This window comes from Pseudomonas sp. RIT778 (assembly GCF_019718735.1).
Lineage (GTDB): Bacteria > Pseudomonadota > Gammaproteobacteria > Pseudomonadales > Pseudomonadaceae > Aquipseudomonas > Aquipseudomonas aphyarum.
Map to the genome: position 1 here is coordinate 36,344 of NZ_JAIHBA010000008.1, position 25,548 is coordinate 61,891.

28 protein-coding genes are annotated in these 25,548 nt (G+C 60.7%); 11 read left to right on the top strand and 17 right to left on the bottom strand.

Annotated elements, in window-relative coordinates; translation table 11 throughout:
* Positions 1 to 37: 37 nt before the first annotated feature.
* The 3 genes from K5E37_RS06440 to algW form a co-directional block, all read right to left on the bottom strand.
* Positions 38 to 757: a DUF4198 domain-containing protein gene (locus tag K5E37_RS06440; RefSeq protein ID WP_085608082.1), complete on the bottom strand. Its 720-nt coding sequence runs from the start codon at positions 755 to 757 to the stop codon at positions 38 to 40.
* A 12-nt stretch (positions 758 to 769) separates the two neighbouring features.
* Entirely contained in the window at positions 770 to 2,875 is a 2,106-nt protein-coding gene (locus tag K5E37_RS06445) for a TonB-dependent siderophore receptor (protein WP_221533401.1), read from the bottom strand.
* 87 nt (positions 2,876 to 2,962) lie between these two features.
* The gene (algW, locus tag K5E37_RS06450; RefSeq protein ID WP_085608084.1) at positions 2,963 to 4,120 is read right to left on the bottom strand and encodes a Do family serine endopeptidase AlgW; all 1,158 of its coding nucleotides are present in this window, start codon (positions 4,118 to 4,120) and stop codon (positions 2,963 to 2,965) included.
* A gap of 103 nt (positions 4,121 to 4,223) precedes the next feature.
* On the opposite strand from algW, the gene K5E37_RS06455 reads away from it, so the two are divergent.
* From K5E37_RS06455 to cysN, 3 genes are all read left to right on the top strand, one after another.
* Entirely contained in the window at positions 4,224 to 4,982 is a 759-nt protein-coding gene (locus K5E37_RS06455) for a Nif3-like dinuclear metal center hexameric protein (protein ID WP_085608085.1), read from the top strand.
* 148 nt (positions 4,983 to 5,130) lie between these two features.
* The gene (cysD, locus tag K5E37_RS06460; RefSeq protein WP_007953546.1) at positions 5,131 to 6,048 is read left to right on the top strand and encodes a sulfate adenylyltransferase subunit CysD; all 918 of its coding nucleotides are present in this window, start codon (positions 5,131 to 5,133) and stop codon (positions 6,046 to 6,048) included.
* A 9-nt stretch (positions 6,049 to 6,057) separates the two neighbouring features.
* Positions 6,058 to 7,956 (top strand): sulfate adenylyltransferase subunit CysN, encoded by a 1,899-nt coding sequence (gene cysN, locus K5E37_RS06465; RefSeq protein ID WP_085666894.1) that lies wholly within the window; start codon positions 6,058 to 6,060, stop codon positions 7,954 to 7,956.
* Positions 7,957 to 8,425: 469 nt separating this feature from the next.
* On the opposite strand, the gene K5E37_RS06470 is transcribed toward cysN, so the two are convergent.
* Genes K5E37_RS06470 through K5E37_RS06480 form a run of 3 tightly spaced genes read right to left on the bottom strand, consistent with a single transcriptional unit; the run spans position 8,426 to position 11,804 of the window.
* Entirely contained in the window at positions 8,426 to 9,331 is a 906-nt protein-coding gene (locus tag K5E37_RS06470; protein WP_221533402.1) for an acyltransferase, read from the bottom strand.
* A 4-nt stretch (positions 9,332 to 9,335) separates the two neighbouring features.
* A complete protein-coding gene (gene pta / locus K5E37_RS06475; protein ID WP_007959085.1) occupies positions 9,336 to 11,435 on the bottom strand; it encodes a phosphate acetyltransferase in 2,100 nt (699 codons plus the stop codon).
* Positions 11,436 to 11,495: 60 nt separating this feature from the next.
* On the bottom strand, positions 11,496 to 11,804 hold the full coding sequence (locus K5E37_RS06480; RefSeq protein WP_085608179.1) for a DUF3565 domain-containing protein: 309 nt from the start codon (positions 11,802 to 11,804) through the stop codon (positions 11,496 to 11,498).
* Here K5E37_RS06480 and K5E37_RS06485 point away from each other — a divergent pair.
* The 3 genes from K5E37_RS06485 (at position 11,803) to K5E37_RS06495 (ending at position 14,154) form a co-directional block, all read left to right on the top strand.
* Positions 11,803 to 12,288 (top strand): peptidylprolyl isomerase, encoded by a 486-nt coding sequence (locus K5E37_RS06485; protein WP_007959084.1) that lies wholly within the window; start codon positions 11,803 to 11,805, stop codon positions 12,286 to 12,288. The genes K5E37_RS06480 and K5E37_RS06485 overlap by 2 nt on opposite strands.
* Positions 12,289 to 12,410: 122 nt before the next feature.
* Positions 12,411 to 12,893: a glutathione peroxidase gene (locus K5E37_RS06490; protein WP_007959082.1), complete on the top strand. Its 483-nt coding sequence runs from the start codon at positions 12,411 to 12,413 to the stop codon at positions 12,891 to 12,893.
* Between the two features lie 157 nt (positions 12,894 to 13,050).
* Positions 13,051 to 14,154 carry an NADH:flavin oxidoreductase gene (locus tag K5E37_RS06495; protein ID WP_064600676.1) on the top strand — a complete coding sequence of 368 codons (1,104 nt, stop codon included), beginning with the start codon at positions 13,051 to 13,053 and terminating at the stop codon, positions 14,152 to 14,154.
* Here K5E37_RS06495 and K5E37_RS06500 read toward each other — a convergent pair.
* Positions 14,123 to 15,343 carry a glycosyltransferase family 1 protein gene (locus K5E37_RS06500; RefSeq protein ID WP_085685755.1) on the bottom strand — a complete coding sequence of 407 codons (1,221 nt, stop codon included), beginning with the start codon at positions 15,341 to 15,343 and terminating at the stop codon, positions 14,123 to 14,125. The genes K5E37_RS06495 and K5E37_RS06500 overlap by 32 nt on opposite strands.
* A gap of 42 nt (positions 15,344 to 15,385) precedes the next feature.
* Positions 15,386 to 16,138, bottom strand: coding sequence for a sulfate transporter CysZ (gene cysZ / locus K5E37_RS06505; RefSeq protein ID WP_221533403.1), 753 nt, complete (start codon positions 16,136 to 16,138; stop codon positions 15,386 to 15,388).
* Positions 16,139 to 16,448: 310 nt separating this feature from the next.
* Between cysZ and trxB the strand changes: the two genes are divergently transcribed.
* Positions 16,449 to 17,411 (top strand): thioredoxin-disulfide reductase, encoded by a 963-nt coding sequence (gene trxB / locus K5E37_RS06510; RefSeq protein WP_007957204.1) that lies wholly within the window; start codon positions 16,449 to 16,451, stop codon positions 17,409 to 17,411.
* Positions 17,412 to 17,599: 188 nt separating this feature from the next.
* Here the strand turns inward: trxB and K5E37_RS06515 are convergent, their stop codons facing one another.
* From K5E37_RS06515 to K5E37_RS06540, 6 genes are all read right to left on the bottom strand, one after another.
* Positions 17,600 to 17,938 carry a HopJ type III effector protein gene (locus K5E37_RS06515; protein ID WP_011332495.1) on the bottom strand — a complete coding sequence of 113 codons (339 nt, stop codon included), beginning with the start codon at positions 17,936 to 17,938 and terminating at the stop codon, positions 17,600 to 17,602.
* The gene (locus K5E37_RS06520; RefSeq protein ID WP_007957206.1) at positions 17,931 to 18,227 is read right to left on the bottom strand and encodes a DUF1244 domain-containing protein; all 297 of its coding nucleotides are present in this window, start codon (positions 18,225 to 18,227) and stop codon (positions 17,931 to 17,933) included. The genes K5E37_RS06515 and K5E37_RS06520 overlap by 8 nt, the downstream gene beginning before the upstream one ends.
* A gap of 68 nt (positions 18,228 to 18,295) precedes the next feature.
* Entirely contained in the window at positions 18,296 to 18,667 is a 372-nt protein-coding gene (gene folX / locus K5E37_RS06525; protein ID WP_007957207.1) for a dihydroneopterin triphosphate 2'-epimerase, read from the bottom strand.
* Complete coding sequence (gene folE / locus K5E37_RS06530) at positions 18,668 to 19,228, bottom strand: GTP cyclohydrolase I FolE (protein ID WP_221533404.1); 561 nt, start codon at positions 19,226 to 19,228, stop codon at positions 18,668 to 18,670.
* Between the two features lie 22 nt (positions 19,229 to 19,250).
* Positions 19,251 to 19,961, bottom strand: coding sequence for a dihydromonapterin reductase (folM, locus tag K5E37_RS06535; RefSeq protein ID WP_221533405.1), 711 nt, complete (start codon positions 19,959 to 19,961; stop codon positions 19,251 to 19,253).
* Between the two features lie 56 nt (positions 19,962 to 20,017).
* Positions 20,018 to 20,587, bottom strand: coding sequence for an antibiotic biosynthesis monooxygenase (locus K5E37_RS06540; RefSeq protein WP_085608094.1), 570 nt, complete (start codon positions 20,585 to 20,587; stop codon positions 20,018 to 20,020).
* A gap of 213 nt (positions 20,588 to 20,800) precedes the next feature.
* Between K5E37_RS06540 and K5E37_RS06545 the strand changes: the two genes are divergently transcribed.
* The gene (locus tag K5E37_RS06545; RefSeq protein ID WP_221533443.1) at positions 20,801 to 21,760 is read left to right on the top strand and encodes a MerR family transcriptional regulator; all 960 of its coding nucleotides are present in this window, start codon (positions 20,801 to 20,803) and stop codon (positions 21,758 to 21,760) included.
* A gap of 3 nt (positions 21,761 to 21,763) precedes the next feature.
* Here K5E37_RS06545 and K5E37_RS06550 read toward each other — a convergent pair whose 3' ends face one another.
* Positions 21,764 to 22,369, bottom strand: a complete 606-nt coding sequence (locus K5E37_RS06550; protein WP_221533406.1) for a hypothetical protein — start codon at positions 22,367 to 22,369, stop codon at positions 21,764 to 21,766.
* 54 nt (positions 22,370 to 22,423) lie between these two features.
* The gene (locus K5E37_RS06555) at positions 22,424 to 22,900 is read right to left on the bottom strand and encodes a PAS domain-containing protein (protein WP_221533407.1); all 477 of its coding nucleotides are present in this window, start codon (positions 22,898 to 22,900) and stop codon (positions 22,424 to 22,426) included.
* Positions 22,901 to 23,053: 153 nt separating this feature from the next.
* Here K5E37_RS06555 and K5E37_RS06560 point away from each other — a divergent pair, with 153 nt between their 5' ends.
* Positions 23,054 to 23,509 (top strand): flavodoxin, encoded by a 456-nt coding sequence (locus K5E37_RS06560; protein ID WP_085746948.1) that lies wholly within the window; start codon positions 23,054 to 23,056, stop codon positions 23,507 to 23,509.
* Here the strand turns inward: K5E37_RS06560 and K5E37_RS06565 are convergent.
* Positions 23,499 to 24,386, bottom strand: coding sequence for a LysR family transcriptional regulator (locus K5E37_RS06565; protein WP_221533408.1), 888 nt, complete (start codon positions 24,384 to 24,386; stop codon positions 23,499 to 23,501). The two genes, K5E37_RS06560 and K5E37_RS06565, sit on opposite strands and share 11 nt — an antisense overlap.
* A 95-nt stretch (positions 24,387 to 24,481) precedes the next feature.
* Between K5E37_RS06565 and K5E37_RS06570 the strand changes: the two genes are divergently transcribed.
* Both K5E37_RS06570 and K5E37_RS06575 read left to right on the top strand, forming a co-directional pair.
* On the top strand, positions 24,482 to 24,868 hold the full coding sequence (locus K5E37_RS06570; RefSeq protein ID WP_221533409.1) for a CidA/LrgA family protein: 387 nt from the start codon (positions 24,482 to 24,484) through the stop codon (positions 24,866 to 24,868).
* The gene (locus K5E37_RS06575; RefSeq protein WP_221533410.1) at positions 24,858 to 25,544 is read left to right on the top strand and encodes an LrgB family protein; all 687 of its coding nucleotides are present in this window, start codon (positions 24,858 to 24,860) and stop codon (positions 25,542 to 25,544) included. The genes K5E37_RS06570 and K5E37_RS06575 overlap by 11 nt, the downstream gene beginning before the upstream one ends.
* Positions 25,545 to 25,548: the final 4 nt, after the last annotated feature.

Here is a 25,548-nt window from a genome sequence, read left to right on the forward strand (position 1 = left end):
TCCCTGTGGGTTTCGTCCCGCAGGGATCAGCGTTGGTTTATTCGTGATGCGGTTCGCCCAGGAACGTCAACGAACTGAACAACCCTCTGCTGCTCACTTCTGAACTGTCCTTCACCGGCACTTCCACCTGCGCCGCAATCACATTCAATCCCTCATTACGCACCAGCACCTGCGCGCGGCCTTCCTTGTCGGTTTCAGTGCTCAAGGTATTCGGCGCGCTGCGGTAGTCACCGATCAACTTCACGCCCGCTGCCGGTTTGCCATCCAGCAACACCCGCACCGGCAATGATTTCCCCGGCCCGACGGTCAGCGGATCGACCTCCGGCAGAATCAGCAATTTGATCTGATCCAGTTTGGGCAGCTTCGCTCCCGGCTGATAAATCGCCAGGCTGTACTTGAGGGTCTCGGTCGACTCGATGGCGCCCGGGACTTTGCTGCGCCCCTCGTTGATCCATTTCTTGTCGGCGGTTTGCGACCACATGCCGTTGTTCAGGGCCACGGCCAACACCGCCGGCGGTTTCAACGGTTGCAGGCGGGCGTGATCTGCCAGGCGCTGCACACTGACGGGAATCATCTTGCCGCTCGCGTCAAAGGCCCACGCCCCGCTGACTTTCTGCGGTTTGAACGCATTGTCCTCGGCACCGTGGCCGTAGACGACTTCGATATTGCCGCGTCGTTGTTCGGTCCACAAACCGTGGGCCGAGGCGTGAGTGGCGAACAGCGCGGCGATGAGCAGCAGGGATTTGCCGTATTGCATGGTGACGTCCTTTTACAGGTTGAGTGTCAGGCTGACCGTGAAATTGCGCGGCTCGCCGGGGTTGACCCAGTAGTTGCTGTACGAGCGCTCGTAATATTTTTCGTCGAACAGGTTGTTCAGGTTCAGGCCGAGAGTGACGGTGTCGCTGGCCTTGTAATGGGCCAGCAGGTCGACGGTGTGATAGGCCGGCAGCTCGAAATCGCTGCCGGACTCACCTGAGCGGTCACCGACGTAGGTGAGCGCCGCGCCGATATCCGAGCCGCGCAACCGGCCGTCCTGAAACTCGTAGACACCCAGCAGGCTGCCGCTGCGTTTGGCCACCCCGAGGATGCGGCTACCGGCAGGAATCGCGGCATCACCCTTGGTGACTTCGGCGTCGATCCAGGCGAATGCGCCGATCACCCTGACGGCGTCGGTGACTTGCCCGGTGACTTGCAGATCGAAACCCCGGCTGCGGGCCTTGCCCATGGCGCGGCTGGTGTCGGTGCCCGGGTCGAGGGCGAGGACGTTTTCCTTGTCGATATGGAAGAAGGCGAGGGTGCTGCTTAACCGTTCGTCGAACAGCTCGTTCTTGATGCCGATTTCGTAACCCATGCCTTCTTCCGGATCGAAGGATTTGCCAGCCGCATCGAGGCCGTTGTTCGGTTTGAATGAGGTCGAGGCGTTGGCGAACAGGCCGGTGTCCGGTGTCAGTTGATAGAGCAGGCCGGCACGTTGGGTGAGCGCATCGTGGGTTTGGCGGCTGGTGGTGTTGCGGCTGTGGTCATCGATGTTTTGGTCGAAATGCTCGAAGCGCGCACCGATCATCCCGCGCAGTTTTTCGCTGAAGACGATTTGATCCTGCAGGTTCAGCGCATGGCTTTCGACGTGTTCGAAGAAGTCTGTGCCGGAGCGTGCACCGTTGGGCTTGGGCTGGCCGTACACCGGGTTATAGATATCGATGGCGTAAGGTCCGCCGGCGATGGTGGTGACGCGCTCGTTCTTGCGGAAGTTCTCGTACTCGCTGCCGATAAGCAGTTCGTGCTGCCAGGTACCGAGGTCGAACAGGCCGCGCAGTTCCAGCTGGGTGATGCTGTCGTGCCAGTTGGTATCGCGCTCGCGATAGCGGCGGTTGATTGTGTGGCCATCGGCATTCAAAGGACGGTTTTCGGAGGCGAATCCCCACAGTTTGCCTTCCTTGTAATGGCTGGCCAGGCGCAGTTTCCAGGCATCGTTGAGGTGGTGCTCAAGCGTGGCTTGCAGTCTGTTGTTGTGGTTGTCGATGTTGCCGTCGTTCGGCTCACCCAGGAATGTCGAGCGCGAGACGCCGCTCCATTTATTGTTTGGCGCAACGATGCCGCGGTCGAAGGTCGAGCTATGACGCACGAATTCGCTCTCCACCAGCAGGCTGGTGTCCGGGTTCAACTGCCAACTGAAAGAGGGGGCGACGAAGACGCGTTTGCTGTCGACGTGATCGCGAAAGCTGTTGTTGTCCTCGACCGCGAGGTTGATTCGCGACAGCACATCACCCTGATCATCCAGCGGCGTGTTGACGTCCAGCGCGGTGCGATAACGATCCCAACTGCCGGCACTGGTCTGCAGGGTAGTGAACGCTTCGGGCTGCGGTTTCTTGGTGACGATGTTGACCGTGCCACCCGGATCGCCTCGGCCGTACAGGCTGGCGGCCGGTCCTTTGAGCACTTCGATGCGCTCGATGTTGGCGGCGTCGGGTGTGCTCGGGTAACCACGGTTGGCGCTGAAGCCGTCCTGGTAAAACTCGGAGGTGGTGAAGCCGCGCACGCTGTATTCGTAAAGCGTCAGGCCGCCGAAGTTGTTTTGCTTCGACACGCCACCGGCGAAATCCAGCGCACGTTCGACGCTGGTGCTGCCCAGATCCTTCAGTACGCTGGCGGGCACCACGCTGATGGCCTGCGGAATATCGCGGATTGCGGTGTCGGTTTTGGTGGCGCTGGACGAGCGCGTGGCGCGGTAGCCATTGACCGGACCGGTAGGGGATTCGTAATCGGAGGTGACGCTGATGGCGTCGAGTTCGAGCGTTTGCGGTTCATCGGCAAATGCGGGATCGCCAAGCAGGCCAAGGGTCAGGCCGAGGAGGGAGGCCTTTTTTCGAGACGACATGTTATGTTGTTCCAATGTGCTAATTGAAACAATATAACATGCCCGTTGAGAATGTCTGTTATTCGCGCCATTGGCGCGAACAAAGTCTTACTCTTCTTTTTCTTTCACCGGCGCCGGCGGCGGACGCAGACCGATTTCAGCGGTCAGCTTCAACTCCTTGCCATTGCGCATCACCTGAATCGTGACCTTGTCGGTCGGCTTGATCCGCGCCACCTGGTTCATCGATTTGCGGCCATCACCGGCCGGTTCGCCGTCAATGCTCAGGATCACGTCACCCAGTTGCAGGCCGGCCTTCTGGGCCGGGCCGTCGCGGAAAATCCCCGCCACCACGATTCCCGGACGTCCGGACAGGCCAAACGATTCGGCCAGTTCCTGAGTCAGCGGTTGCACTTCAATGCCCAGCCAGCCGCGAATGACCTGACCGTGCTCGATGATCGACTTCATCACTTCCATCGCCAGTTTCACCGGAATCGCGAAGCCGATGCCTTGCGAGCCGCCGGACTTGGAGAAAATCGCGGTGTTGATGCCGGTGAGGTTGCCGTTGGCGTCGACCAGCGCACCGCCGGAGTTGCCCGGGTTGATCGCCGCGTCGGTCTGGATGAAGTCTTCGTAGTTGTTCAGCCCCAGTTGGTTGCGGCCGGTGGCGCTGATGATGCCCATGGTCACGGTCTGGCCGACGCCGAACGGGTTGCCGATGGCCAGTGCGACGTCGCCGATGCGGATGTTGTCGGAACGGCCGACGGTGATCGAAGGCAGGGTTTTCAGGTCGATCTTCAGGACTGCGAGGTCGGTTTCCGGGTCGCTGCCGATCACTCGGGCCAGGGTTTCGCGACCGTCCTTGAGCGCCACGACGATCTGGTCGGCGCCGCTGGTGACGTGGTTGTTGGTCAGGATGTAGCCTTCCGGGCTCATGATCACGCCGGAGCCGAGGCTCGATTCCATGCGCTTCTGCTTCGGCGAGTTGTCACCGAAGAAGCGGCGGAACTGCGGGTCTTCGAACAGCGGATGGCTTGGTTTATTGATGACTTTGGTGGTGTAGAGGTTCACCACCGACGGCGCGGCGATGCTCACCGCGTCGGCATAGGACACCGGCCCCTGCTGCACGCTGGTGGTCTGCGGGGCCTGTTGCAGGTTGACGTCGAGGCTCGGAAGCCCGACCCACTGCGGGTAACGCTGAATAATCAACAGAGCGATAAGCACGCCGGCCAACAGCGGCCAGCCGAAAAAACGCAGCGCCTTGAGCATTAAGCACGTCCTGGAAAAGTTGCAGGCGGGGTCAGACCGCCCATAATGTCGCGCATTATACGAGGCCGCGCGTGCCTCTGAACGGGATATTTAGGAGTCTTTCATGGCCGTCGCCCTGAGCACCCTGGTCGAAGAAGCCGACCGTTACCTCGGCAGTGCGAAAATTGCCGATTATTGCCCCAACGGCCTGCAGGTCGAAGGCCGTCCGCAGGTGATGCGCATCGTCAGCGGCGTCACCGCCAGCCAGGCGCTGCTCGATGCCGCTGTCGAGGCCGAAGCCGATCTGGTGCTGGTGCATCACGGTTATTTCTGGAAGGGCGAGAACCCGTGCATCACCGGCATGAAGCAGCGCCGTCTGAAGACGCTGCTCAAGCACGATATCAGTCTGCTCGGTTATCACCTGCCGCTGGATCTGCACCCGGACGTCGGCAACAACGTGCAACTGGCCCGTCAGCTGGAAATCACCGTCGAAGGGCCGCTGGATCCGGACAATCTTAAGATTGTCGGTCTGGTCGGTTCGCTGAGCGAGCCGATGACCCCGCGTGACTTCGCCCGCAAAGTGCAGGAAGTCATGGGCCGCGAGCCACTGCTGGTCGAAGGCAGCGCGATGATCCGCCGGGTCGGCTGGTGCACCGGTGGCGGTCAGGGTTACATCGACAACGCCATCGCCGCCGGCGTCGATCTGTTCCTCAGCGGCGAAGCCTCCGAGCAGACGTTCCACAGCGCCCGTGAAAACGACATCAGCTTCATCGCCGCCGGCCACCACGCCACCGAACGCTATGGCGTACAGGCGCTGGGCGACTATCTGGCGAAGCGTTTTGCCCTTGAGCACATCTTCATCGACTGCCCGAATCCGATCTGACTTTTGCCTGAAAGCACCCGAACGGGCGGGCATATTCATATACCCTTTCGATCTAGTTGGCGTCCTGATTAGAAGAGGTCGCTGTGCTAGGATTCCTCGCTCGAACACGGCCCGCTGGCCGTTCATAAGAAAGCTTTCGTGAGTAGCCATGGTCGACAAACTGACGCATCTGAAACAGCTGGAGGCGGAAAGCATCCACATCATCCGCGAGGTGGCCGCCGAGTTCGACAACCCGGTGATGCTGTACTCCATCGGTAAAGACTCCGCCGTGATGCTGCATCTGGCACGCAAGGCGTTCTTCCCGGGCAAACTGCCGTTTCCGGTGATGCACGTCGACACCCGCTGGAAATTCCAGGAGATGTACAAGTTCCGCGACAAGATGGTCGAAGAACTGGGCCTGGACCTGATCACCCACGTCAACCCGGATGGCGTTGCGCAGGGCATCAACCCGTTCACCCACGGCAGCGCCAAGCACACCGACATCATGAAAACCGAGGGCCTGAAGCAGGCGCTCGACAAGCATGGTTTCGACGCCGCTTTCGGCGGTGCCCGTCGCGATGAAGAGAAGTCCCGCGCCAAGGAGCGCGTCTACTCGTTCCGTGACAGCAAACACCGCTGGGACCCGAAGAACCAGCGTCCGGAGCTGTGGAACGTCTACAACGGCAAGGTCAACAAGGGCGAATCCATTCGTGTGTTCCCGTTGTCGAACTGGACCGAGCTGGACATCTGGCAGTACATCTACCTCGAAGGCATCCCGATCGTACCGCTGTACTTCGCGGCTGAACGCGAAGTGATCGAGAAGAACGGCACGCTGATCATGATCGATGACGAGCGCATCCTCGAGCACCTGTCCGACGAGGACAAGGCGCGCATCGTCAAAAAGAAAGTGCGTTTCCGTACCCTTGGCTGCTACCCGTTGACGGGCGCGGTGGAGTCCGAGGCCGAAAGCCTGACGGACATCATTCAGGAAATGCTCCTGACGCGAACTTCCGAGCGCCAGGGCCGGGTCATCGACCACGATGGCGCAGGCTCGATGGAAGACAAGAAACGTCAGGGTTATTTCTAAGGGGTTGTCATGTCGCACGCATCTGATTTGATCAGCGAGGACATCCTCGCCTACCTGGGCCAGCACGAACGTAAAGAGCTGCTGCGCTTTTTGACCTGCGGTAACGTCGATGACGGCAAGAGCACCCTGATCGGGCGCCTGCTGCACGACTCGAAGATGATCTACGAAGATCACCTCGAAGCCATCACCCGCGATTCGAAGAAAGTCGGCACCACCGGTGACGACATCGACCTGGCATTGCTGGTCGACGGCCTGCAGGCCGAGCGCGAGCAGGGCATCACCATCGATGTCGCCTACCGCTATTTCTCCACCGCCAAGCGCAAATTCATCATCGCCGACACCCCCGGCCATGAGCAGTACACCCGCAACATGGCCACCGGTGCGTCCACCTGTGACCTGGCGATCATCCTGGTCGACGCCCGTTACGGCGTGCAGACCCAGACCCGCCGCCACAGCTTTATCGCATCCCTGCTGGGCATCAAGCACATCGTTGTCGCCATCAACAAGATGGACCTCAAAGGCTTCGATCAGGGCGTGTTCGAGTCGATCAAGGCCGACTACCTGAAGTTCGCCGAAGGCTTGAAGATGAAGCCGACGAGCATGCACTTCGTGCCGATGTCCGCTCTGAAGGGCGACAACGTGGTGAACAAGTCCGAGCGCTCGCCGTGGTACACCGGCCAGTCGCTGATGGAAATTCTCGAGACCGTGGAAGTGGCGGGCGATCGCAACTTCACCGATCTGCGTTTCCCGGTGCAGTACGTCAACCGTCCGAACCTGAATTTCCGCGGTTTCGCCGGCACCCTGGCCAGCGGCATCGTCAAGAAGGGCGACGAAGTCGTGGTCCTGCCGTCGGGCAAGAGCAGCCGCGTGAAATCCATCGTCACTTTCGAAGGTGAGCTGGAACACGCAGGCCCGGGTCAGGCGGTAACGCTGACCATGGAAGACGAAATCGACATCTCCCGTGGCGACCTGCTGGTCCATGCCGACAACGTTCCGCCAGTGACCGACAGCTTCGAAGCGATGCTGGTGTGGATGGCTGAAGAGCCGATGCTGCCGGGCAAGAAATACGACATCAAGCGCGCCACCAGTTACGTGCCGGGCTCGATTGCCAGCATCGTCAACAAGGTCGACGTCAACACCCTCGAAGAAGGCCCGGCGAGCGCGTTGCAGCTCAACGAAATCGGCAAGGTGAAGATCGCGCTCGACGCGCCGATCGCCCTCGACGGTTACGACAGCAACCGCACCACTGGCGCGTTCATCGTCATTGACCGTTTGACCAACGGCACCGTCGGCGCCGGCATGATCGTCGCTCAGCCGGTGACCCACGGTACGGCTACGCATCACGGCAAACTGGCCCATGTAGCGACCGAAGAGCGCGCTCAGCGTTTCGGTCAGCAACCGGCTACCGTGCTGTTCAGCGGTCTGTCGGGCGCAGGCAAGAGCACCTTAGCGTATGCAGTCGAGCGCAAGCTGTTCGATCTGGGTCGTGCGGTGTTTGTGCTGGATGGTCAGAATCTGCGTCATGACCTCAACAAGGGTCTGCCGCAGGACCGCGCGGGTCGCACCGAGAACTGGCGTCGTGCCGCGCATGTGGCGCGTCAGTTCAACGAGGCGGGTCTGCTGACGCTTGCGGCGTTTGTGGCGCCGAGTGCTGAAGGTCGTGAGCAGGCGAAGGATTTGATTGGCAAGGAGCGTTTGCTGACGGTTTATGTTCAGGCTTCGCCGACTGTTTGCGCCGAGCGTGATCCGCAAGGGTTGTATGCTGCGGGTGGCGATAACATTCCGGGTGAGTCGTTCCCGTATGACGTGCCGCTGGATGCTGATCTTGTGATCGACACTCAATCATTGTCGCTGGATGAAAGTGTGAAGCAGGTGTTGGATCTGTTGCGTAAGCGTGGCGCGATTTAAGCGTTAGCTGCGAATGAAAAAGCCCGCCGATGAGTGATTATCGGCGGGTTTTTTTTTGAGTTGTTTGGGGTGAATATCCGTTTCTGCGGGTGTTGCCGCTGGCGGTTCCGCTCTTACAACGGGTCACTTTTTCAAACGCCAAAAAGTAACCAAAAGGCTGGGCCCCGGCGTTCGGCCCCTCGCTTGGGCTCGGGGTTCCTTCGCTCCGGGATTCATCCGGGGGCATCGCCTACGGTTTGCTTCGCTGCACCTCCTCTCGATGCATGCGGCTTCGCCGCACGGTCGCTGCGCTCCCACCCCCGGATGAATCCCTCCACTCAGCCGGCCGAAGGGGCCGGCACGTCAAGAGCGGTACTCGAGCTAACGCTCATTGTGTTGAGTGGTGAAGAGCAGGTGCGGGAAGGGGGGCTTTGCTCTTCCGGGGGAGCACCTGACAGCCAACCACCGTCAGGCGCTCCCACACGGAAGATCAGCGTCGGTTGGGATATTCGCGGTGCATCTGCTCGAGCAGCGCATCCTTGTCTTGCCACAGCTGGTTGATCCAGCCCTGGAATTGCAGGCGGTATTCGCCGTCCTGGTCGTAGTTTTTGCCGATGAACTGCGGTGGGATTTTCAGTTTTTCGAAGTGCACCACTACGTCTCGGACGTTGCCGCACAGCAGGTCCCAGAAGCCAGGGCGGCCGCCCGGGTAGTGGATGGTGACGTTGACGATCGATTCCAGTTGTTCGCCCATCGCATCCAGTACGAACGCGATGCCGCCGGCCTTGGGCTTGAGCAGGTATTTGAACGGTGATTGCTGCTGCGCGTGTTTGCCTTCGGTGAAGCGTGTGCCTTCGACGAAGTTGAAGATGCCTACCGGGTTGTCGCGGAATTTCGCGCAGGTCTTGCGGGTGGTTTCGAGGTCTTTGCCTTTCTTTTCCGGGTGTTTTTCCAGATAGGCTTTTGAATAGCGTTTCATGAACGGGAAGCCCAGGGTCCACCACGCCAGGCCGATGATTGGCACCCAGATCAGTTCCTGTTTGAGGAAGAACTTCAGCGGCTGAATGCGTCGGTTGAGTACGTATTGCAGTACCAGGATGTCGACCCAGCTTTGGTGGTTGCTGGTGATCAGGTACGAGTGTTGATAGTCCAGGCCTTGCAGGCCGCTGAGGTGCCAGCGGGTGCGGCGGACCAGGTTCATCCAGCCTTTGTTGTTGCTGATCCAGGCTTCGTGGGTGTGGCTCATCAGCCAGCGCGAGGCGCGGCGTGCGAGGTCGAACGGCAGCACTTTGATCAGTGCCACGAGAAACAGGAACGAGCACAGCAGGATCGTGTTCAGCGCCAGCAGCAGCGCGGCGATTACGCCGCGCAGGGTGGCAGGGAGAAAAGCCAGCATCGGGTCAGATATCCAGAGGTCGGTTGGCAGCCTGAATCGCGGTCAGGGCGATGGTGTAGACGATGTCGTCGACCTGCGCGCCGCGCGGCAGATCGTTCACCGGTTTGCGCAGGCCTTGCAGCATCGGGCCGAGGCTGACGCAATCGGCGCTGCGCTGCACGGCTTTGTGCGTGGTGTTGCCGGTGTTGAGGTCGGGGAATACGAACACCGTGGCGCGACCGGCCACCTGGCTGTTCGGCGCCAGTTGCCGGGCGACGGTTTCGTTGGCGGCGGCGTCGTATTGCAGCGGGCCGTCGATCAGCAGTGAGTGCTGTTGTTCGTGGGCGAGCAGGGTGGCTTCGCGGACTTTTTCGACTTCCTCGCCGGTGGCCGATTCGCCGCTGGAGTAGCTGATCATCGCCACGCGTGGGGTGATGCCGAATGCGGCGGCCGAGTCGGCGCTTTGCAGGGCGATCTCCGCCAGTTCGCTGGCGCTCGGGTGTGGGTTCATCACGCAGTCGCCGTAGACCAGCACTTCCTCGGGAAACAGCATGAAGAACACCGATGACACCAGCGTGCAGCCTGGCGCCGTCTTGATCAGCTGAAGCGCAGGGCGGATGGTGTTGGCGGTGGTGTTGATGATGCCGGAGACCAGGCCGTCGACTTCATCCAGCGCCAGCATCATGGTGCCGATCACCACAGTGTCTTCCAGTTGCTGCTCGGCCATCGGCGCGTTGAGGCTTTTGCTCTTGCGCAGGGCGACCATCGGCTCGACGTAGCGCTCGCGGATCAGATCCGGGTCGAGAATTTCCAGCCCCGGTGGCAAGACGATGCCCTGGGCTCGGGCGACGGCTTCGACGTCTGCCGGTTTGGCCAGCAGCACGCAACGGGCAATCCCGCGTTCCTGACAGATCGCCGCCGCTTGCACGGTGAACGGCTCGCTGCCTTCGGGCAGGACGATGCGTTTGTTGGCAGCCTGGGCGCGTTGAATCAATTGATAACGGAACACCGCCGGCGACAGGCGCATTTCCCGTGGCGTACCGCAGCGCTGATGCAGCCAGTTGGCATCCAGATGACTGGCGACGAAATCGGTGATGATCTCCGCGCGCTCGCGGTCGTCGACGGGAATTTCCTTGTTCAGGCCGTTGAGCAGGTTGGCGGTGTCGTAGGAGCCGGTGCTCACCGACAGCACCGGCAAGCCAGCCTGCAACGCGCCACGGCACAGATCCATGATGCGCGGATCGGGCAGGGTGTCGCTGGTCAGTAGCAGGCCGGCCAGCGGTACGCCGTTGATGGCGGCTAGGCTGACGGCGAGGATGATGTCGTCGCGATCGCCGGGGGTCACCACCAGCACGCCGGGCTTGAGCAGGTCCACGGTGTTGCGCATGGTGCGCGCGCAAATGATGGTCTTGGTCATGCGCCGGGTTTCGTAGTCGCCGGCGTTGAGCACCTGGGCGCCCATCAGGTCGGCGACGTCGCGGGTGCGCGGAGCGTTGAGTTCGGGCTGGAACGGAATGCAGCCGAGCAGACGGAAATCACCGGTGCGCAGCAAGGGCGAATGTTCTTTCAGGCGCGCGGCGAAGGCGTCCATGCTTTCGTCGGTCTTGACCTTGTTGAGGATCACGCCGAGGACTTTCGGGTCTTTCGGTCCGCCGAACAGTTGCGCCTGCAACTCGACGCGGCCGGACAGTTCAGTCAGCACTTCGTTTTCCGGGGCCGAGACCAGAATCACCTCGGCATCCAGGCTCTTGGCCAGGTGCAGATTGACCCGCGCGGCGTAGCTGGCGCTGCGGGTCGGCACCATGCCTTCGACGACCAGCACGTCTTTGCCGATGGCGGCCTGCTGGTAGAGGGTGATGATTTCTTCGAGCAACTCGTCGAGCTGACCATCGCCGAGCATCCGCTCGACGTGGGCCAGGCCCAAGGGTTGCGGCGGTTTCAGGCCGTGGGTGCGGGCCACCAGTTCGGTTGAACGCTCAGGGCCGGTGTCGCCCGGATGCGGCTGGGCAATCGGTTTGAAGAAGCCGACTTTCAGCCCGGCCCGCTCCAGCGTACGCACCAGCCCGAGGCTGATGGAGGTCAGACCCACACCAAAGTCGGTGGGCGCGATAAAAAAAGTTTGCATGCGGATTCTCTAAGGGTGCATGGCAATGGCGATCGTCTCTGTGTGCCGATCTGCCGAATTTCAGTCGTCAAGGTTATCGCTAACCGAGCCTTGAGCGCACCAACCGCAAGCAAAGGGTTGGCCTATTTTTTCAATACGTTGCGCAGCGTCCAGGACCCAGGCCCGGGACTGCCAGGGCGGGAGGTGGCGCAGGTGCTGGGTGTGGCCGCAGGACAGCTCGGCGACCCAGTGGCCGTCCTCGTCCTGATGGAATCCGGTGACGGTCACGGGAGCCAATCGATCCCGTCTGTCCGGGTTCTGTTCGCTTTCGGGCAAATCCTTGTTTAGACTTGTCCGTTCTTCATTCTTATGCAAAAGGTCTCGCCCCATGCTGATCGCCGCCAATAAGGCTGTCTCCATCGACTATACCCTGACCAACGACGCTGGTGAGGTCATCGACAGCTCCGCCGGCGGCGCTCCGCTGGTCTACCTGCATGGCGCAGGCAACATCATCCCGGGCCTGGAAAAAGCCCTGGAAGGTAAAGAAGTCGGCAACGAGCTGGACGTTTCCGTCGAGCCGGAAGATGCCTACGGCGAATACGCCGCTGAACTGGTCAGCACCCTGAGCCGCAGCATGTTCGAAGGCGTTGACGAGCTGGAAGTCGGCATGCAGTTCCACGCTTCGGCGCCGGATGGCCAGATGCAGATCGTCACCATCCGTGACCTGGACGGCGACGACGTCACTGTCGACGGCAACCACCCGCTGGCCGGTCAGCGCCTGAACTTCAAAGTGAAGGTCGTTGCCATCCGTGACGCCAGCCAGGAAGAAATCGCTCATGGTCACGTCCATGGCGAAGGTGGCCATCACCACTGATTTTCTGCGCTAAGCTTCGAGTACTGGAGAGGCGCCCGAGGGCGCCTTTTTAGTCCGCGGCTGTCCTTGGTGGCCTCGCCAAGTGGCTGTTTCGAGTAGAAAACGGGAATCTGGAGTTCGTCATGAGTGCTTTTCACGACCTTAAGTTGACAGCCCTGGATGGTCAGGAGCTACCGCTGGCACCCTTCAAGGGCCAAGTCGTGCTGGTGGTCAACGTCGCCTCCAAATGCGGCTTGACCCCACAGTACGCGGCGCTGGAAAACCTTTATCAGCAATACAAAGGCAAAGGCTTCAGTGTGCTGGGCCTGCCGTGCAACCAGTTTGCCGGTCAGGAACCGGGCAGTGAGCAGGAGATCCAGGAATTCTGCAGCCTCAACTATGGCGTGAGTTTTCCGTTGTCGAAAAAGCTCGAAGTCAACGGTCACGACCGTCATCAGCTCTACCGTCTGCTGGCGGGAGAGGGTGCGGAGTTTCCCGGTGACATCACCTGGAATTTCGAGAAATTCCTGCTCGGCAAGGACGGTCGGGTACTGGCCCGATTCTCGCCGCGCACGGCGCCGGATGATCCTTCGGTGATTACGGCGATTGAAAAAGCCCTGAGCTGAAACACAAAAATCGCAGCCCTCGAGCTGCGATTTTTTTCGCCTGCCTTTTGACCCTTAATCATTCAGATCAATAGTGCTATCGCACGGTTGGAACTCCGCATATTATCGCCGTCATATGAATCGCATGCCCGTCGATCAATTTTTCGTGGAGCCTCCCATGCCCGTGCAAGCCCTGTTCAAACCGTTCCAGCTCGGTGCCCTCGAACTGCCGACCCGCGTGGTCATGGCGCCGATGACCCGTTCGTTTTCCCCGGGCGGCGTACCCAATTCCAAAGTGATCGAGTACTACCGTCGTCGTGCAGCGGCCGGTGTCGGCCTGATCATCACCGAGGGCACCACCGTCGGCCACCAGGCTTCCAACGGTTATCCGAACGTGCCGCACTTCTACGGTGAAGCTGCGCTGGCTGGCTGGAAGAAAGTCGTGGACGCGGTGCACGCCGAAGGCGGCAAGATCGTTCCGCAACTGTGGCACGTCGGCAATGTGCGCCGTTTGGGTACCGAACCGGACGCGAGCGTGCCGGGTTACGGTCCGTCGGAAAAACTCAAGGACGGTCAGGTCGTCGTACACGGCATGACCAAACAGGACATCCAGGACGTGATCGCTGCGTTTGCCCAAGCCGCCAAAGATGCCCAGAGCATCGGCATGGACGGCGTGGAAATCCACGGCGCCCACGGTTACCTGATCGACCAGTTCTTCTGGGAAGGCAGCAACCAGCGCACCGACGAATACGGTGGCAGCCTGGCCAACCGTTCGCGTTTCGCTATCGAGCTGATTCAGGCCGTCCGCGCAGCTGTTGGCGAAGGCTTCCCGATCATCTTCCGTTTCTCGCAGTGGAAACAGCAGGACTACACCGCGCGTCTGGTGCAAACCGCCGAAGCGCTGGGCGAATTTCTCAAGCCGTTGTCCGACGCTGGCGTGGACATTTTCCACTGCTCGACGCGCCGTTTCTGGGAGCCGGAATTCGACGGTTCCGACCTGAACCTGGCCGGCTGGACACGCAAACTGACCGGCAAACCGACCATCACCGTCGGCAGCGTCGGCCTCGATGGCGAGTTCCTGCAATTCATGGTCAACACCGACAAGGTCGCGCAACCGGCCAGTCTGGAAAAACTGCTGGAGCGTCTGAACAACGACGAGTTCGATCTGGTGGCGGTGGGTCGTGCGCTGCTGGTCGATCCGGACTGGGCGCAGAAAGTGCGCGAAGGCCGCGAGCAGGACATTCTGCCCTTCAGCCGTGAGGCGTTGATGACGCTGGTTTGATCGCCGTGGGTGGCTTGTCGCGCAGGTCGCGGCAAGCTCCCAACAAATGGTTTTCAAACTGTTCGACGATAGCCGCCCAACCCTGGCGGCTGGCGTGTTGGCGTGCGTTCAGGCGAACGCAGCGCAACCTTTCGTCTTCTTCCAGCAGCCATGCCGCTGCCTCGCAGAACGCCTCTTCATCCCCGGGCATCGCCAGCACGCCGTTGTAGCCATGGCGAATATGCTGGGCCGCTGCGGCCTGATCGTAAGCCACCACCCCAAGGCCTGAGGCCAGCGCTTCGAGCACGACGTTGCCGAAGGTTTCAGTCAGACTCGGAAACAGAAACACATCCCCCGACGCATAGTGCGCCGCCAGTGCTTCGCCCCGTTGCGAGCCGCAGAAAATCGCCTCGGGCAGTTCCTTTTCCAGTGCCATTCGTTGCGGCCCGTCGCCGACCACGATCAACTTCAGGTTGCGCTGTGGATAAGTGCCGGCGAGCTTTTCGAAACTGCGCTTGAGCAGGCCGAGGTTTTTCTCTGGCGCCAGGCGTCCTACGTGAATGACCGCAATGTCCCGCTCGCCAAGACCCCATTGTTCACGCAAGGCATTCAGGCGTTTGGCCGGGTGAAACAACTGACTGTCGACACCCCGCGACAGCAGCGCCAGGCGTTCGAAGTGCCGACGCTCCAGCTCCAGGCGCTGGCTGACACTCGGCACCAGGGTCAGGGCCGAACGATTGTGAAACCAGCGCAGATAATGGGTGAGCAAACGGGTCAGCAAACCCAGTCCGTACTGGTGGGTGTATTGCTGAAAGTTGGTGTGAAAGCCGCTGACCACGGCAATCCCCAGACGACGCGCCGCGCGCAATGCCGACAACCCTAGCGGACCTTCGGTGGCGATGTAGAGCACGTCCGGGCGCTGACGCGTCCAGCGCCTCAGCAACTTGTGCATCGACGACTGACCCCATTGCAGCCCCGGATAACCCGGCAACGGCCAGCCCCGGCACAGCAGCAACGAGTCGTCTTCAGTGCGCTGCGGATCGTCAGCCTGACGCGGTCGCACCAGTTCAACCCGATGCCCGCGTGCGCGCAAGCCGTCGCACAAGCGGCCAAGGGTATTGGCCACGCCGTTGATTTCCGGTGGGAAGGTTTCGCTGATGAGGGTGATATGTAGAGCTGTCGTCATGACCTCAGTGTCGGCTGAGGCCATGTCGTGGTTGTGACGTTCGGATGATGGATTTGTGACGCGGCCTCAGTGTTGGGTCACCAGATTCTCGGCCCCGCGCTCACGCACCCAGAACAGCGTCGCGCCAGCCACGGCGGCCGGCATCATCAGGATGTTGACCACCGGAATCAGCAACACCAGATAAACGATCCCGCCAAAGCTCATGCTCTGCCAGCGCTTCTGGCGCAGCCAGGCGAGCATCTCGTTCCAGCCCAGCTTGTGGTTGTCCGCCGGGTAGTCGATGTACTGGATCGCCATCATCCACACCCCGAACAGCAGCCACAGCGGCGCGGCGACGATGTTCACCACCGGGATGAACGAGAGAATGAACAGGCCGATCGCCCGGGGCAGGAAATAACCGAGCTTGCGCATTTCCCGGGCCAGGGTGCGCGGGATCATGGCGATCAGTTCGCCCCAGCTGAAGGCCGGAAAGTCGTCGGTGCCGCGCACCACCACTTCAACCTTTTCCGCGAGGAAACCGTTGAACGGCGCGGCGATCACGTTGGCCAGCATGGTGAAGGTGAAGAACACCATCAACGCCACCAGCACCACGAACAGCGGCCACAGGACGTAGCTGAGAAAACTCAGCCATTCGGGCAGCGACGGCATCAGCGTGTCGACCCACAGGCTGAACTGGTGGCCGGCCAGATAGATCAATCCGACGAACAGCACCAGGTTGATGGCCAGCGGCAGCAGCACGAACAGGCGCAGGCCAGGGCTCAAGACCAATTTGAGGCCTTCGCGCAGGTATTGCGGGCCGGACAGAACAGGGGCGGGCATAAGGTGCTCCGAGCAAGGGAAAACGCGCCGACCTTACCGACTTTGCAGAACCTGTGAAAGCGCGGCAGCGGGATCGACATTCACTGTAACAAAGACGTCCATCTCGTCAGTGTGTCGGCATAGAGACCACCTATGAGCTGGATTGTTAAACCGTATTTCCTTAATCTTGCCCCCCTCGATACGCTGCACCCAACTTTTTACAGGACTGTCGAGCTCACGCCTTCCCCAAGGTTATCCACAGTCCTTTTTTATTCCCGCCGGCAGTCCGGCGTCCGGCCAGGTGTCTTGGCCGGTCAACAGGAGCAGGTTCATGTCTGAAGTCCGTCATTCGCGAGTGATCATCCTCGGTTCCGGCCCTGCCGGTTACAGCGCTGCCGTCTACGCTGCCCGTGCCAACCTCAAGCCGCTGCTGATCACCGGCATGCAGGCCGGCGGTCAACTGACCACCACCACCGAAGTCGACAACTGGCCGGGCGACGTCCACGGTCTGACCGGCCCGGTGCTGATGGAGCGCATGCGCGAGCACGCCGAGCGTTTTGAAACCGAGATCGTGTTCGATCACATCAACGCTGTGGACTTCGCTTCCAAGCCATACAGCCTGACCGGCGACAGCGGCACCTACACCTGCGACGCGCTGATCATCGCCACCGGCGCCAGCGCTCGTTACCTGGGCCTGCCGTCGGAAGAAGCGTTCATGGGCAAAGGCGTTTCGGCCTGCGCGACCTGTGACGGTTTCTTCTATCGCAACAAGCCGGTGGCTGTGGTCGGTGGCGGCAACACCGCTGTCGAAGAAGCGCTGTACCTGGCCAACATCGCCAGCAAGGTCACCCTGATCCACCGTCGCGAAACCTTCCGCGCCGAGAAGATCCTGATCGACAAGCTCAACGCCCGTGTGGCCGAAGGTAAGATCGAGCTGAAACTGAACGCGACCCTGGACGAAGTGCTGGGCGACAACATGGGCGTGACCGGCGCGCGCCTGAAGAACAACGACGGCAGCTTCGACGAAATCAAGGTCGACGGCGTGTTCATCGCGATCGGCCACACCCCGAACACCTCGTTGTTCGAAGGTCAGCTGGAATTGAAGGACGGCTACCTCGTGGTTCAGGGCGGCCGTGAAGGCAACGCCACCGCGACCAGCGTCGAAGGCATCTTCGCTGCCGGCGACGTGGCCGACCACGTTTACCGTCAAGCCATCACCTCGGCCGGCGCCGGTTGTATGGCGGCACTGGACACCGAGCGTTACCTGGACGATCTGCAGAACGTTTCGTTCTAAGATTGCAGGTACAAAAAAACCGGCCAATTGGCCGGTTTTTTCATGCCCGTTATTCACAGCCACCACGACGGTGATCGTTCCCACGCTCTGCGTGGGAATGCCTCATCTGGACGCTCTGCGTCCTTGGGACGCGGAGCGTCCCCGGCTGCATTCCCACGCGGAGCGTGGGAACGATCTGACGTGAAGAATCAGCGGCGGGTCAGCGGTTGCGCTTCGAATTTCACGCCTGCCAGACCGTGTTGGATCAGCGCACGGATATTGCCGTGATCGCTGCCTTCAGGGGTTGCCACGACCGAGCGGTAGTGTTCGCCGAACGCCAGCAGCGCTTCTTCATCGCTCAAGCCTTCCAGCAGCGCCAGACCCAGGGTCTTGCACGAACCTTCGTTCTGCCCGGCCGCGTTTTCCACGCCGCCGTTGTTGAACGCCTGAGGCTGGTAGTCGTAACCGGCGGCGATGAAGGACAGGGTGTCGGCAAAAACGTGTTCGCCGCTCTTGAGGCTGGCGCGCAGGGTGTTCAGATCACTCATTGGGTTTTCCTTTGGCGAACGCCGCTTGTTGTTCGGCGCTGGCTTCTTGCTGATATTGGGCTTTCCAGTCGGCGTACGGCATGCCGTAAACCACTTCACGGGCATCGTCGAGGCTGACCTCGATCCGGCGCTCGTCGGCCTCGGCCTTGTACCACTTGGACAGGCAGTTGCGGCAGAACCCGGCGAGGTTCATCAGGTCGATGTTCTGCACGTCCTTGCGGCTGTCCAGGTGGGCGACCAGCCGGCGGAAGGCGGCGGCTTCGAGTTCGAGGCGTTGTTGCTCGGTCATGATGGGCTCTGTGCAGTCAAATCGTGGCGCGGATGATAAAAGTCTGACGCCCGGAGCGCCAGACACGTTCAGCGGCTGGCGGCGAGGGTGATCGACACCGACTCGGCAAAACGCAAGGCATGGGGCTTGTCGACTTCGACTTCGGCGTACAGCACCGATTCGTTGGCCATCACCAGATCCAGCAGCTCTTGGGTCAGGCGTTCGAGCAGCGCGAAGCGGTTGCCTTCCACGTGGGCGATGATCGCCTTGGTGATGGTGCGGTAGTTCAGCGCGTGGTCGATGTCGTTGTCACGCACCGCTTCCTGCGCGGCGTACAGGATGGTCAGGTTGATCAGCACATCCTGCTTGTTGAGGATTTCGTCCTCGTTGATCCCGATAAAGGTGCGCAGGCGCAGATCCTTGACCCGGATGCGCGCCATTCCCGGTTGAAGTTGTGGCATTTACTTGCTCCGTCCAATCAATTGCAGGAACTCCTGGCGGGTGTTGCTCGACTCGCGGAAGGCGCCGAGCATGACCGAAGTGTTCATGGTCGAATTCTGTTTCTCGACACCGCGCATCATCATGCACATGTGCCGGGCTTCGATGACCACCGCGACACCAGCGGCATCGGTGACTTGCTGGACCGCCTCGGCGATCTGGCGGGTGAGGTTTTCCTGGATCTGCAGGCGGCAGGCGAACATGTCCACCAGCCTTGCGATCTTCGACAGCCCCAGCACCTTGCCCGTCGGAATATAAGCCACATGGGCCTTGCCGATGAAGGGCAGCAGGTGATGTTCGCACAACGAATAGAGCTCGATGTCGGCGACGATGATCATCTCGTCGGTGTCGGAGGCAAACAGCGCGCCATTGACGATCTCGTCGACGCTCTGTTCATAGCCGTGACACAGATACTGCATGGCCTTGGCCGCCCGCACAGGGGTGTCGAGCAGTCCTTCGCGGTCGGGGTTTTCACCGAGACCGATCAGGATCTCGCGGTAATTCTCGGGCAGGGAACGGGTCATGGAGCATCCTCGCGGGGGCGTATTACTTGACGTGCCGCCCGCCGTTGACGGTCAGGGTCGTGCCGGTGACATACGGGTTGTCGAGCAGATAGCGCAGGCTCTGATAGATCACTTCGCTGCCGGGTTCGATGCCCAGCGCGGACTTGGCCAGGGCCTTGGCGCGGTACGCCGCGTCGTCGTCGGGATTGAACAATAGCAGGGCTGGCGCGATGCCGTTGACCTTGATTGACGGCGCGTAGCGCGCGGCGAAGGACAGCGTGAGACTGTCGAGCCCGGCCTTGCTGGCGCAATAGCCGATGTGTTTGCTGCTGCCCTTACGGGTGACGTCATCGCTGATGTGGATGATGTCGGCAGGACTCGAACGCTGCAGTAATTCGGCGCAATGCAGGTTGATCAGGTACGGCGCCAGCATGTGAATGTTGAACATCCGGCTGAAGGCTTCGGCTTCGCCGTTACCGGTTTCCGCCAGCCACTCCGAGGCGTTGTGCACGATGGCACGCAGGCTGTCGGTGTGGGTCTTCAGTTCGGTGATGAACGCGAGGATCGAGGCTTCGCTGGAAAAGTCCGCGTGCAGCCCGTGGGCGCCCAGATCTCGCAATGCCTTCACACCCGGTCGTTCGCTGCGATAGGTGAAGATCACCCGATGACCGTCTTCCAGCAGACGCTGCGCACAATGCAGGCCGACCCGCTGGCCGGCGCCGGTGATGAGGATGGGAGCTGTGGGAGAAGTCATGTACGGCTCGCGTCGAAGTCAGAGCAAAAACTATAACAGCGACGCGAGCGACGGCTTCAGCGATTTTGCGTGGAGGGTGCGGCAGGCAGTGGGCGCGCAGGCGCCGGGTTGAGCCAGCCGGCCAGCAGGCGGGTCGACAGCGGAATGAAGAAATAGACCATCAACGGGGTCAGGCACAGCGTGCTGATGAAGACCCTCGGCAACAGGCTCATTTCAGCGAGCAGCGGGCCCAGCACGAAATTGAACAGCAGCGACACCGGGAAGAACGCCAGCCAGATCGCCACGGCCTGCTTCCAGCGTGGAGGACGCACGCCGGCTGCACCGAACCAGCCTTCGATTCCGCTGACCCGATGTTCCGTCGGGTGAGCAAACAGATCGCTGCCACGAGCCAGCCATGCAGTGCGCGATGCCGAGTGTTCCCAGGCGTGCAGGGTCTGTTCGTCGACGAAGCGGAAAATGATCTGGAATTCATCGTCGCCGGGAGGCGGGGCCAGTACGCCGGAGCCGAGGTAACCGGGGAAGTCGGTGGCCAGTTGTTCGCCTTCTCGCAACCAGGCGATCAGATCCTGATAACGACCATTGGCGACACGACGCGCGACCATCAGCGTGACGGGGGAAGTAGACATTGTGTATCTCCGTATTGCATTTGCGTCGCTCCGGGTAGGAGTTTCGCCTGACGCAGCGCCGGGGTGGAGGGCTGCGTTTTTCGACAAGCAAGGATTATTCCTGATTATCGTGACAAAACCAGAGACTTTCGTCTCATTTTGTCGGTTGAACCGGGGAGGGGCATCCGGAGTAGAATGGGATCCAACTTCGCCAACAAGGACGTGTCCGCCCAAATGCCTGTCATTACAGACGTTCGCCCTGCTTCGCAGGCATCTGTTGCGCTGGAGCGCGAAGAACTTTTCCCGATACGAGAAGTGTCGCGCCTGACCGGAGTCAACCCGGTCACGCTGCGCGCATGGGAGCGACGTTATGGTTTGATCCAGCCGACACGCACCGAAAGTGGGCACCGGCTGTATTCAATGACCGATATCGAGCGCGTTCGCAGTATCGTCGACTGGATCGATCGCGGTGTTGCCGTGAGCAAGATCGGCAAAATCCTGGCCAAGACCGAGCCGATGAAGGTGCTGGCTCACTTCATTCCCGATGATCTGGTGCAGGCTGACTATATCCAGTGGCAGGAGCAGGTCCGGCAGGCAGTCAGCTCGTTCGACGATCAGTTGCTCGACCGGGTCTACGGACAGATTTTCTCCTCCTATGCGTTGCCCGTGGTGTTTCAGGACATCCTGATGCCGCTGTGGCTGCAAATGCTGCAACGGCAGGACGCGTTCGGGCAGACCAGCGAGTGGCTGTTCTTCGATGGTTTTCTGCGAGCGAAGGTGCTGCAGCGCATCGTCGTGCTGCGCGGCTCGCAACCGCGCAAAGTGATTGTCAGCGCGCTGGCCGGTCAATGTCGTGAGCTTGAATTATTGGTGGCGGCGCTGTTTCTCAGTGGCAATGACGCGGGCGTTCGTGTGCTCACGACCGGTCAGCCGTTCGATGAACTGACGCTGGTTTGTGAAAAGATCAGACCCCAGGCGCTGGTGCTGTTTTCCAATCACGCGCCGACCGCAGAGCTGCCGCGACGTCTGAATCGTCTGGCCTTGAGTCTGGATTGTCAGTTGATGCTGGCAGGCGATGCTGCCGATCTGGCGCAGGACAGCCTGGCCGGATCATCGGTTGGCTGTCTGGGTAACGAAGGGGCGACCATGCGCCAGCGCATGAATCAGTTCCTGGCGGGGACGCTGGATACCTGAGAATCAGGTGTGCAGGGCAGGGTGGGTCAGACGATGCTGTTGCAGGATGAACTGGCGTAGACGCTCGGTTTCGTCGGCATCGCTCTGGCTTAGCTCGTAAGCATAAAAGCCACTTTCGGTTTCCCGCTCGAACGTCCCGCGCAGGGAAATCCGCTCGTAGCCCGACGGGCTGAACCACAAGGCAAAATGCTTCGGCGGTTTGGTCTTGTTGCGCACTTCCAGCAGCACACCCTTGTGCGAAACCTCATGCACCCACAACGTACCGGGCTGGCCCTTGGCATTTTCCAGTGCCACGGGTTCTTCCAGAGTCAGGCGCCATGGGCGCACCATCGGCCCGTCTTCATAGATGCTCGGTACGCCCAGGCGCAGGTGCAGGGCGTGGAACTCGTCTTCCACCAGATGCAGCGGGAAGGTCATCTGCTGATTTTCGAAGCTGGCCTGGATGGTGACTTGCTCATGGGCTGCCAGGCGCGTGAGCAGATCACGGATCTGCGAACCACCATTGACCAGCAGGCTCGACGTCGCATCCCGCACATTGAGTTGCGGGTTGTGTTGCATGGTCTGGATGAAATCCAGCTCATCCTGGGTCAGGAGGGCGTCACGCTGCATGGCTAACTCGAAATGAATAATTACAAAGTATTTGGTGATTGTAGTTAATGACAATTAGTTCGCGGTTTTGTTTGCGCCGTTCGTCGCTTTCAGTTCTGCGAGTTCGGCTTCCAGCGCCGCAACCCGGGCTTCCAGTTGCACAACCCGCTGCTGGGCCTTGACCTGAACGGTGACGTCTTTTTGCACGCCCACGAAATAGGTCATTCCGTCATCGGCATTTTTAATCGTGGACAGGGACAGCTCGTTCCAGAACGGCGTGCCGTCCTTGCGGTAGTTGCGCAGGATTTCCCGGCATGAGCCACCGTTTTGCAGTGCCTCGCGAATCAAGGCGAGACTGGCCTGGTCTCGATCTCCGGCCTGCAGGAAGCGACAGTCCTGATAGAGAATTTCTTCGCGGGTGTAGCCGGTCATCTTTTCGAAAGCCGGGTTCACGTAGATCAGGATGTTGTCCTGATCGCCTTCCTTTTCTGCCACCACGATCCCTTCGTTCGACGCGTTGATCACCATTTGCAGCAGACTGGCATTGATCATCTATGAATCCCTTCAGTGTTATCGACCGCAGGCATTCTAGAAGATCGACCGGCGCTGTCTACTGGCCATCAGCGCTTATCGAGAGCCAATCGCAACATGTCGTCGCTGGCTGTTACTATCGCCGCTCTTTTTTTCAGTTTCAGGATCAGATTGATGAAAGTCGCCATCCTCTCCGGCTCGGTGTACGGCACGGCCGAAGAAGTCGCTCGCCACGCTCAGAGCCTGTTGAACGCCGCCGGTTTTGAAACCTTCTACAACGCCCGCGCCAGCCTTGCCGATCTCCAGGCGTTCGGCCCTGAAGCCTTGCTCGGCGTGACTTCGACCACCGGCATGGGTGAGCTGCCGGACAACCTGCAACCGTTGTATTCGGCGATTCGCGACCAATTGCCGGCGGCCTGGCGTGGTTTGCCTGGCGCCGTGATCGCCTTGGGTGACGCGAGCTACGGCGACACGTTCTGCGGCGGCGGCGAGCAATTGCGCGAGTTGTTCGGCGAACTGGGTGTGCGCGAAGTGCAGGACATGCTGCGCATCGACGCCAGCGAAAGCGTTACCCCGGAAACCGACGCCGAGCCTTGGCTGGAACAGTTGATCGCCACGCTCAAGGGCTGATCCCGCGTTCACGCAACAGCGCCAGCCAGGCCTGTGCAGCCTTTGAAAGATAGGCACCCCGGCGCCAGATGAAAGCGATATCCCAGCGCAAGTAATCCGGCGCGTTCAAGGTCAGGCGTACTACGCCTGGCCGCACCAGTCCGCGCGCCACCACGCTGGGCAGCAACACCACGCCTTGCCCGGCGGCCACTAGCGCTGCGAGAAAATCCGCCTGCCCGCTGCGCCCGCCTTCCTTCGGGGTGAAACCCATCTGCTGGCACGCCTGAAGCAAGCGATCGTTGAGCACGAAACTGCGCTGATACAAAAGAAACGGTGTCTCGGCCAACTCTTCCAGACCGATTTCAGATTTTGCCGCCAGTGGATGATCCACCGGTAGCAGCGCATCGAGCGGTTCATCGCAGAACGGCTGGAAGTCGAACTGCGGATCTTTCGGCAGCAGACTGCCGCCCAACTCCAGCTCCCCGCTGAGCACCGCCTGTTCGATGTTGCGACTGCCGCCTTCAAGCAACTGCACGCTGATGTTCGGGTAGCGCCGTCGGTACTCGGCGAACAGCCCGGCAAACAACGCATCGCTGCCGAGCAATGGCAGCCCGAGACGCAACTCGCCGCGTGCCAGATGGCTGAGGTCATCCAGTTCGCTGAGCAGTTCATTGCGCAACCGCAGCATGCCTTCGGCCCGTTGCAGCACCACGCTGCCGGCGGCGGTCAGGCGTATCTGCGAACCCAGCCGTTCGAGCAGAGGCGTGCCGAGGCTCTGTTCGAGCTGGGCGATCTGCTTGCTCACGGCGGACTGACTGATGTGCAGGGTCTTCGCGGCTTGAGTGAAGCCGCCCTGATGCATGACTTCGACAAAGCTTTTGAGCTGTTTGAATTCCATGGCCTGATTCCAGATTGGAATGGCTTTGAGTCTAACAATTCGCTTCGGAGATGGCAGTCGGGTTCGTAAAATAGGCACCTGAAAGGAGCCCCCCGATGAAAACCTCGACCGTTAAATACCTCTCCCGCCTGCTGGCCGAACTGGCCGTGCTGCTCGCTCTCTACCTGCTCGGCTGCCAGATCGCAGCGTGGCTGGCCTGGCCGATTCCCGGCGGCGTGATCGGCATGGCCCTGTTGCTGCTGGGTTTTGCGTTCGGCTGGGTCAAACCGGCGGCGTTGCAAATGGGCTCTGGGTTATTAATGGCCGAGATGCTGCTGTTCTTCATCCCGGCGCTGATGAGCCTGCTGGATTACGGCGCATTGCTGCGCGATGACGGCTGGCGGATCTTGTTGGTGATCGCGGCCAGCACATTGATGGTGATGCTGGTGACCGCGTTCACCGTGGAACTGGCCGTGCGCCTGAGGCGGTCCCATGAAGCTTGAGCTGATGCCGATGTTCTGGCTGGCGTTTACGTTGCTGGCCTATCTGTTCAGTCGCTGGCTGTATCGCCGGACCGGGCGCTACGTGTTGTCGCCGCTGATTTTGGTCCCCGCGTTGCTGCTGGCGGTTGCCGTGCCGCTGCACACCGCTTACGCCGAATATTCGAGTAACACCCATTGGCTGATGCTGGTGCTCGGTCCGGTCACCGTGGCGTTTGCAGTGCCGATCTGGCAGCAGCGGCGATTGCTGGTGCGCCATTGGTCGGCGTTGTTGTTGGGCATGCTGGCTGGCAGCGCCGCGTCGATCGCCACTTCGTTCGGCCTCGCGAAAGCACTGGCGCTGGACAGTTCGGTGACGCTGTCGCTGGTGCCGCGTTCGATCACCACGCCGTTTGCCATGCCGCTGGCGCAGGACCTTGGTGGTGTGCCGGAGCTGACAGCGGTGTTCGTGATGTTCACCGGTGTGTTCGGCGCGATGCTCGGTGGCGTGCTGCTCAAGTGGCTGCCGTTGCGCAGTGCCTTGGCGCGCGGTGCGTTGTTCGGCGTCGGGGCGCACGGTGCCGGGGTCAGCCGGGCCCATGAAGTGGGCGGTGAGGAAGGCTCGGTCGCGGGGTTGGTGATGGTGCTCACCGGGCTGCTCAATCTGTTCGCCGCGCCTTTGTTGGCGTCGTTGCTTTGACATG

Excerpts from the sequence above, each read along its gene's own strand:
- K5E37_RS06485 (WP_007959084.1), top strand. The coding sequence starts at position 11,803 with ATGCTGATCGCCGCCAATAAGGCTGTCTCCATCGACTATACCCTGACC.
- K5E37_RS06565 (WP_221533408.1), bottom strand. The coding sequence starts at position 24,386 with ATGGAATTCAAACAGCTCAAAAGCTTTGTCGAAGTCATGCATCAGGGC.
- cysN (WP_085666894.1), top strand. The coding sequence starts at position 6,058 with ATGTCGCACGCATCTGATTTGATCAGCGAGGACATCCTCGCCTACCTG.
- cysZ (WP_221533403.1), bottom strand. The coding sequence starts at position 16,138 with ATGCCCGCCCCTGTTCTGTCCGGCCCGCAATACCTGCGCGAAGGCCTC.
- K5E37_RS06470 (WP_221533402.1), bottom strand. The coding sequence starts at position 9,331 with ATGCTGGCTTTTCTCCCTGCCACCCTGCGCGGCGTAATCGCCGCGCTG.
- K5E37_RS06575 (WP_221533410.1), top strand. The coding sequence starts at position 24,858 with ATGAAGCTTGAGCTGATGCCGATGTTCTGGCTGGCGTTTACGTTGCTG.
- pta (WP_007959085.1), bottom strand. The coding sequence starts at position 11,435 with ATGCAAACTTTTTTTATCGCGCCCACCGACTTTGGTGTGGGTCTGACC.
- K5E37_RS06520 (WP_007957206.1), bottom strand. The coding sequence starts at position 18,227 with ATGACCGAGCAACAACGCCTCGAACTCGAAGCCGCCGCCTTCCGCCGG.
- folX (WP_007957207.1), bottom strand. The coding sequence starts at position 18,667 with ATGCCACAACTTCAACCGGGAATGGCGCGCATCCGGGTCAAGGATCTG.
- K5E37_RS06445 (WP_221533401.1), bottom strand. The coding sequence starts at position 2,875 with ATGTCGTCTCGAAAAAAGGCCTCCCTCCTCGGCCTGACCCTTGGCCTG.
- K5E37_RS06545 (WP_221533443.1), top strand. The coding sequence starts at position 20,801 with ATGCCTGTCATTACAGACGTTCGCCCTGCTTCGCAGGCATCTGTTGCG.
- K5E37_RS06440 (WP_085608082.1), bottom strand. The coding sequence starts at position 757 with ATGCAATACGGCAAATCCCTGCTGCTCATCGCCGCGCTGTTCGCCACT.
- K5E37_RS06455 (WP_085608085.1), top strand. The coding sequence starts at position 4,224 with ATGGCCGTCGCCCTGAGCACCCTGGTCGAAGAAGCCGACCGTTACCTC.
- K5E37_RS06540 (WP_085608094.1), bottom strand. The coding sequence starts at position 20,587 with ATGTCTACTTCCCCCGTCACGCTGATGGTCGCGCGTCGTGTCGCCAAT.
- trxB (WP_007957204.1), top strand. The coding sequence starts at position 16,449 with ATGTCTGAAGTCCGTCATTCGCGAGTGATCATCCTCGGTTCCGGCCCT.
- K5E37_RS06490 (WP_007959082.1), top strand. The coding sequence starts at position 12,411 with ATGAGTGCTTTTCACGACCTTAAGTTGACAGCCCTGGATGGTCAGGAG.
- folE (WP_221533404.1), bottom strand. The coding sequence starts at position 19,228 with ATGACCCGTTCCCTGCCCGAGAATTACCGCGAGATCCTGATCGGTCTC.
- K5E37_RS06560 (WP_085746948.1), top strand. The coding sequence starts at position 23,054 with ATGAAAGTCGCCATCCTCTCCGGCTCGGTGTACGGCACGGCCGAAGAA.
- K5E37_RS06480 (WP_085608179.1), bottom strand. The coding sequence starts at position 11,804 with ATGGGGCGAGACCTTTTGCATAAGAATGAAGAACGGACAAGTCTAAAC.
- K5E37_RS06495 (WP_064600676.1), top strand. The coding sequence starts at position 13,051 with ATGCCCGTGCAAGCCCTGTTCAAACCGTTCCAGCTCGGTGCCCTCGAA.
- K5E37_RS06550 (WP_221533406.1), bottom strand. The coding sequence starts at position 22,369 with ATGCAGCGTGACGCCCTCCTGACCCAGGATGAGCTGGATTTCATCCAG.
- K5E37_RS06570 (WP_221533409.1), top strand. The coding sequence starts at position 24,482 with ATGAAAACCTCGACCGTTAAATACCTCTCCCGCCTGCTGGCCGAACTG.
- K5E37_RS06500 (WP_085685755.1), bottom strand. The coding sequence starts at position 15,343 with ATGGCCTCAGCCGACACTGAGGTCATGACGACAGCTCTACATATCACC.
- cysD (WP_007953546.1), top strand. The coding sequence starts at position 5,131 with ATGGTCGACAAACTGACGCATCTGAAACAGCTGGAGGCGGAAAGCATC.
- K5E37_RS06515 (WP_011332495.1), bottom strand. The coding sequence starts at position 17,938 with ATGAGTGATCTGAACACCCTGCGCGCCAGCCTCAAGAGCGGCGAACAC.
- K5E37_RS06555 (WP_221533407.1), bottom strand. The coding sequence starts at position 22,900 with ATGATCAATGCCAGTCTGCTGCAAATGGTGATCAACGCGTCGAACGAA.
- algW (WP_085608084.1), bottom strand. The coding sequence starts at position 4,120 with ATGCTCAAGGCGCTGCGTTTTTTCGGCTGGCCGCTGTTGGCCGGCGTG.
- folM (WP_221533405.1), bottom strand. The coding sequence starts at position 19,961 with ATGACTTCTCCCACAGCTCCCATCCTCATCACCGGCGCCGGCCAGCGG.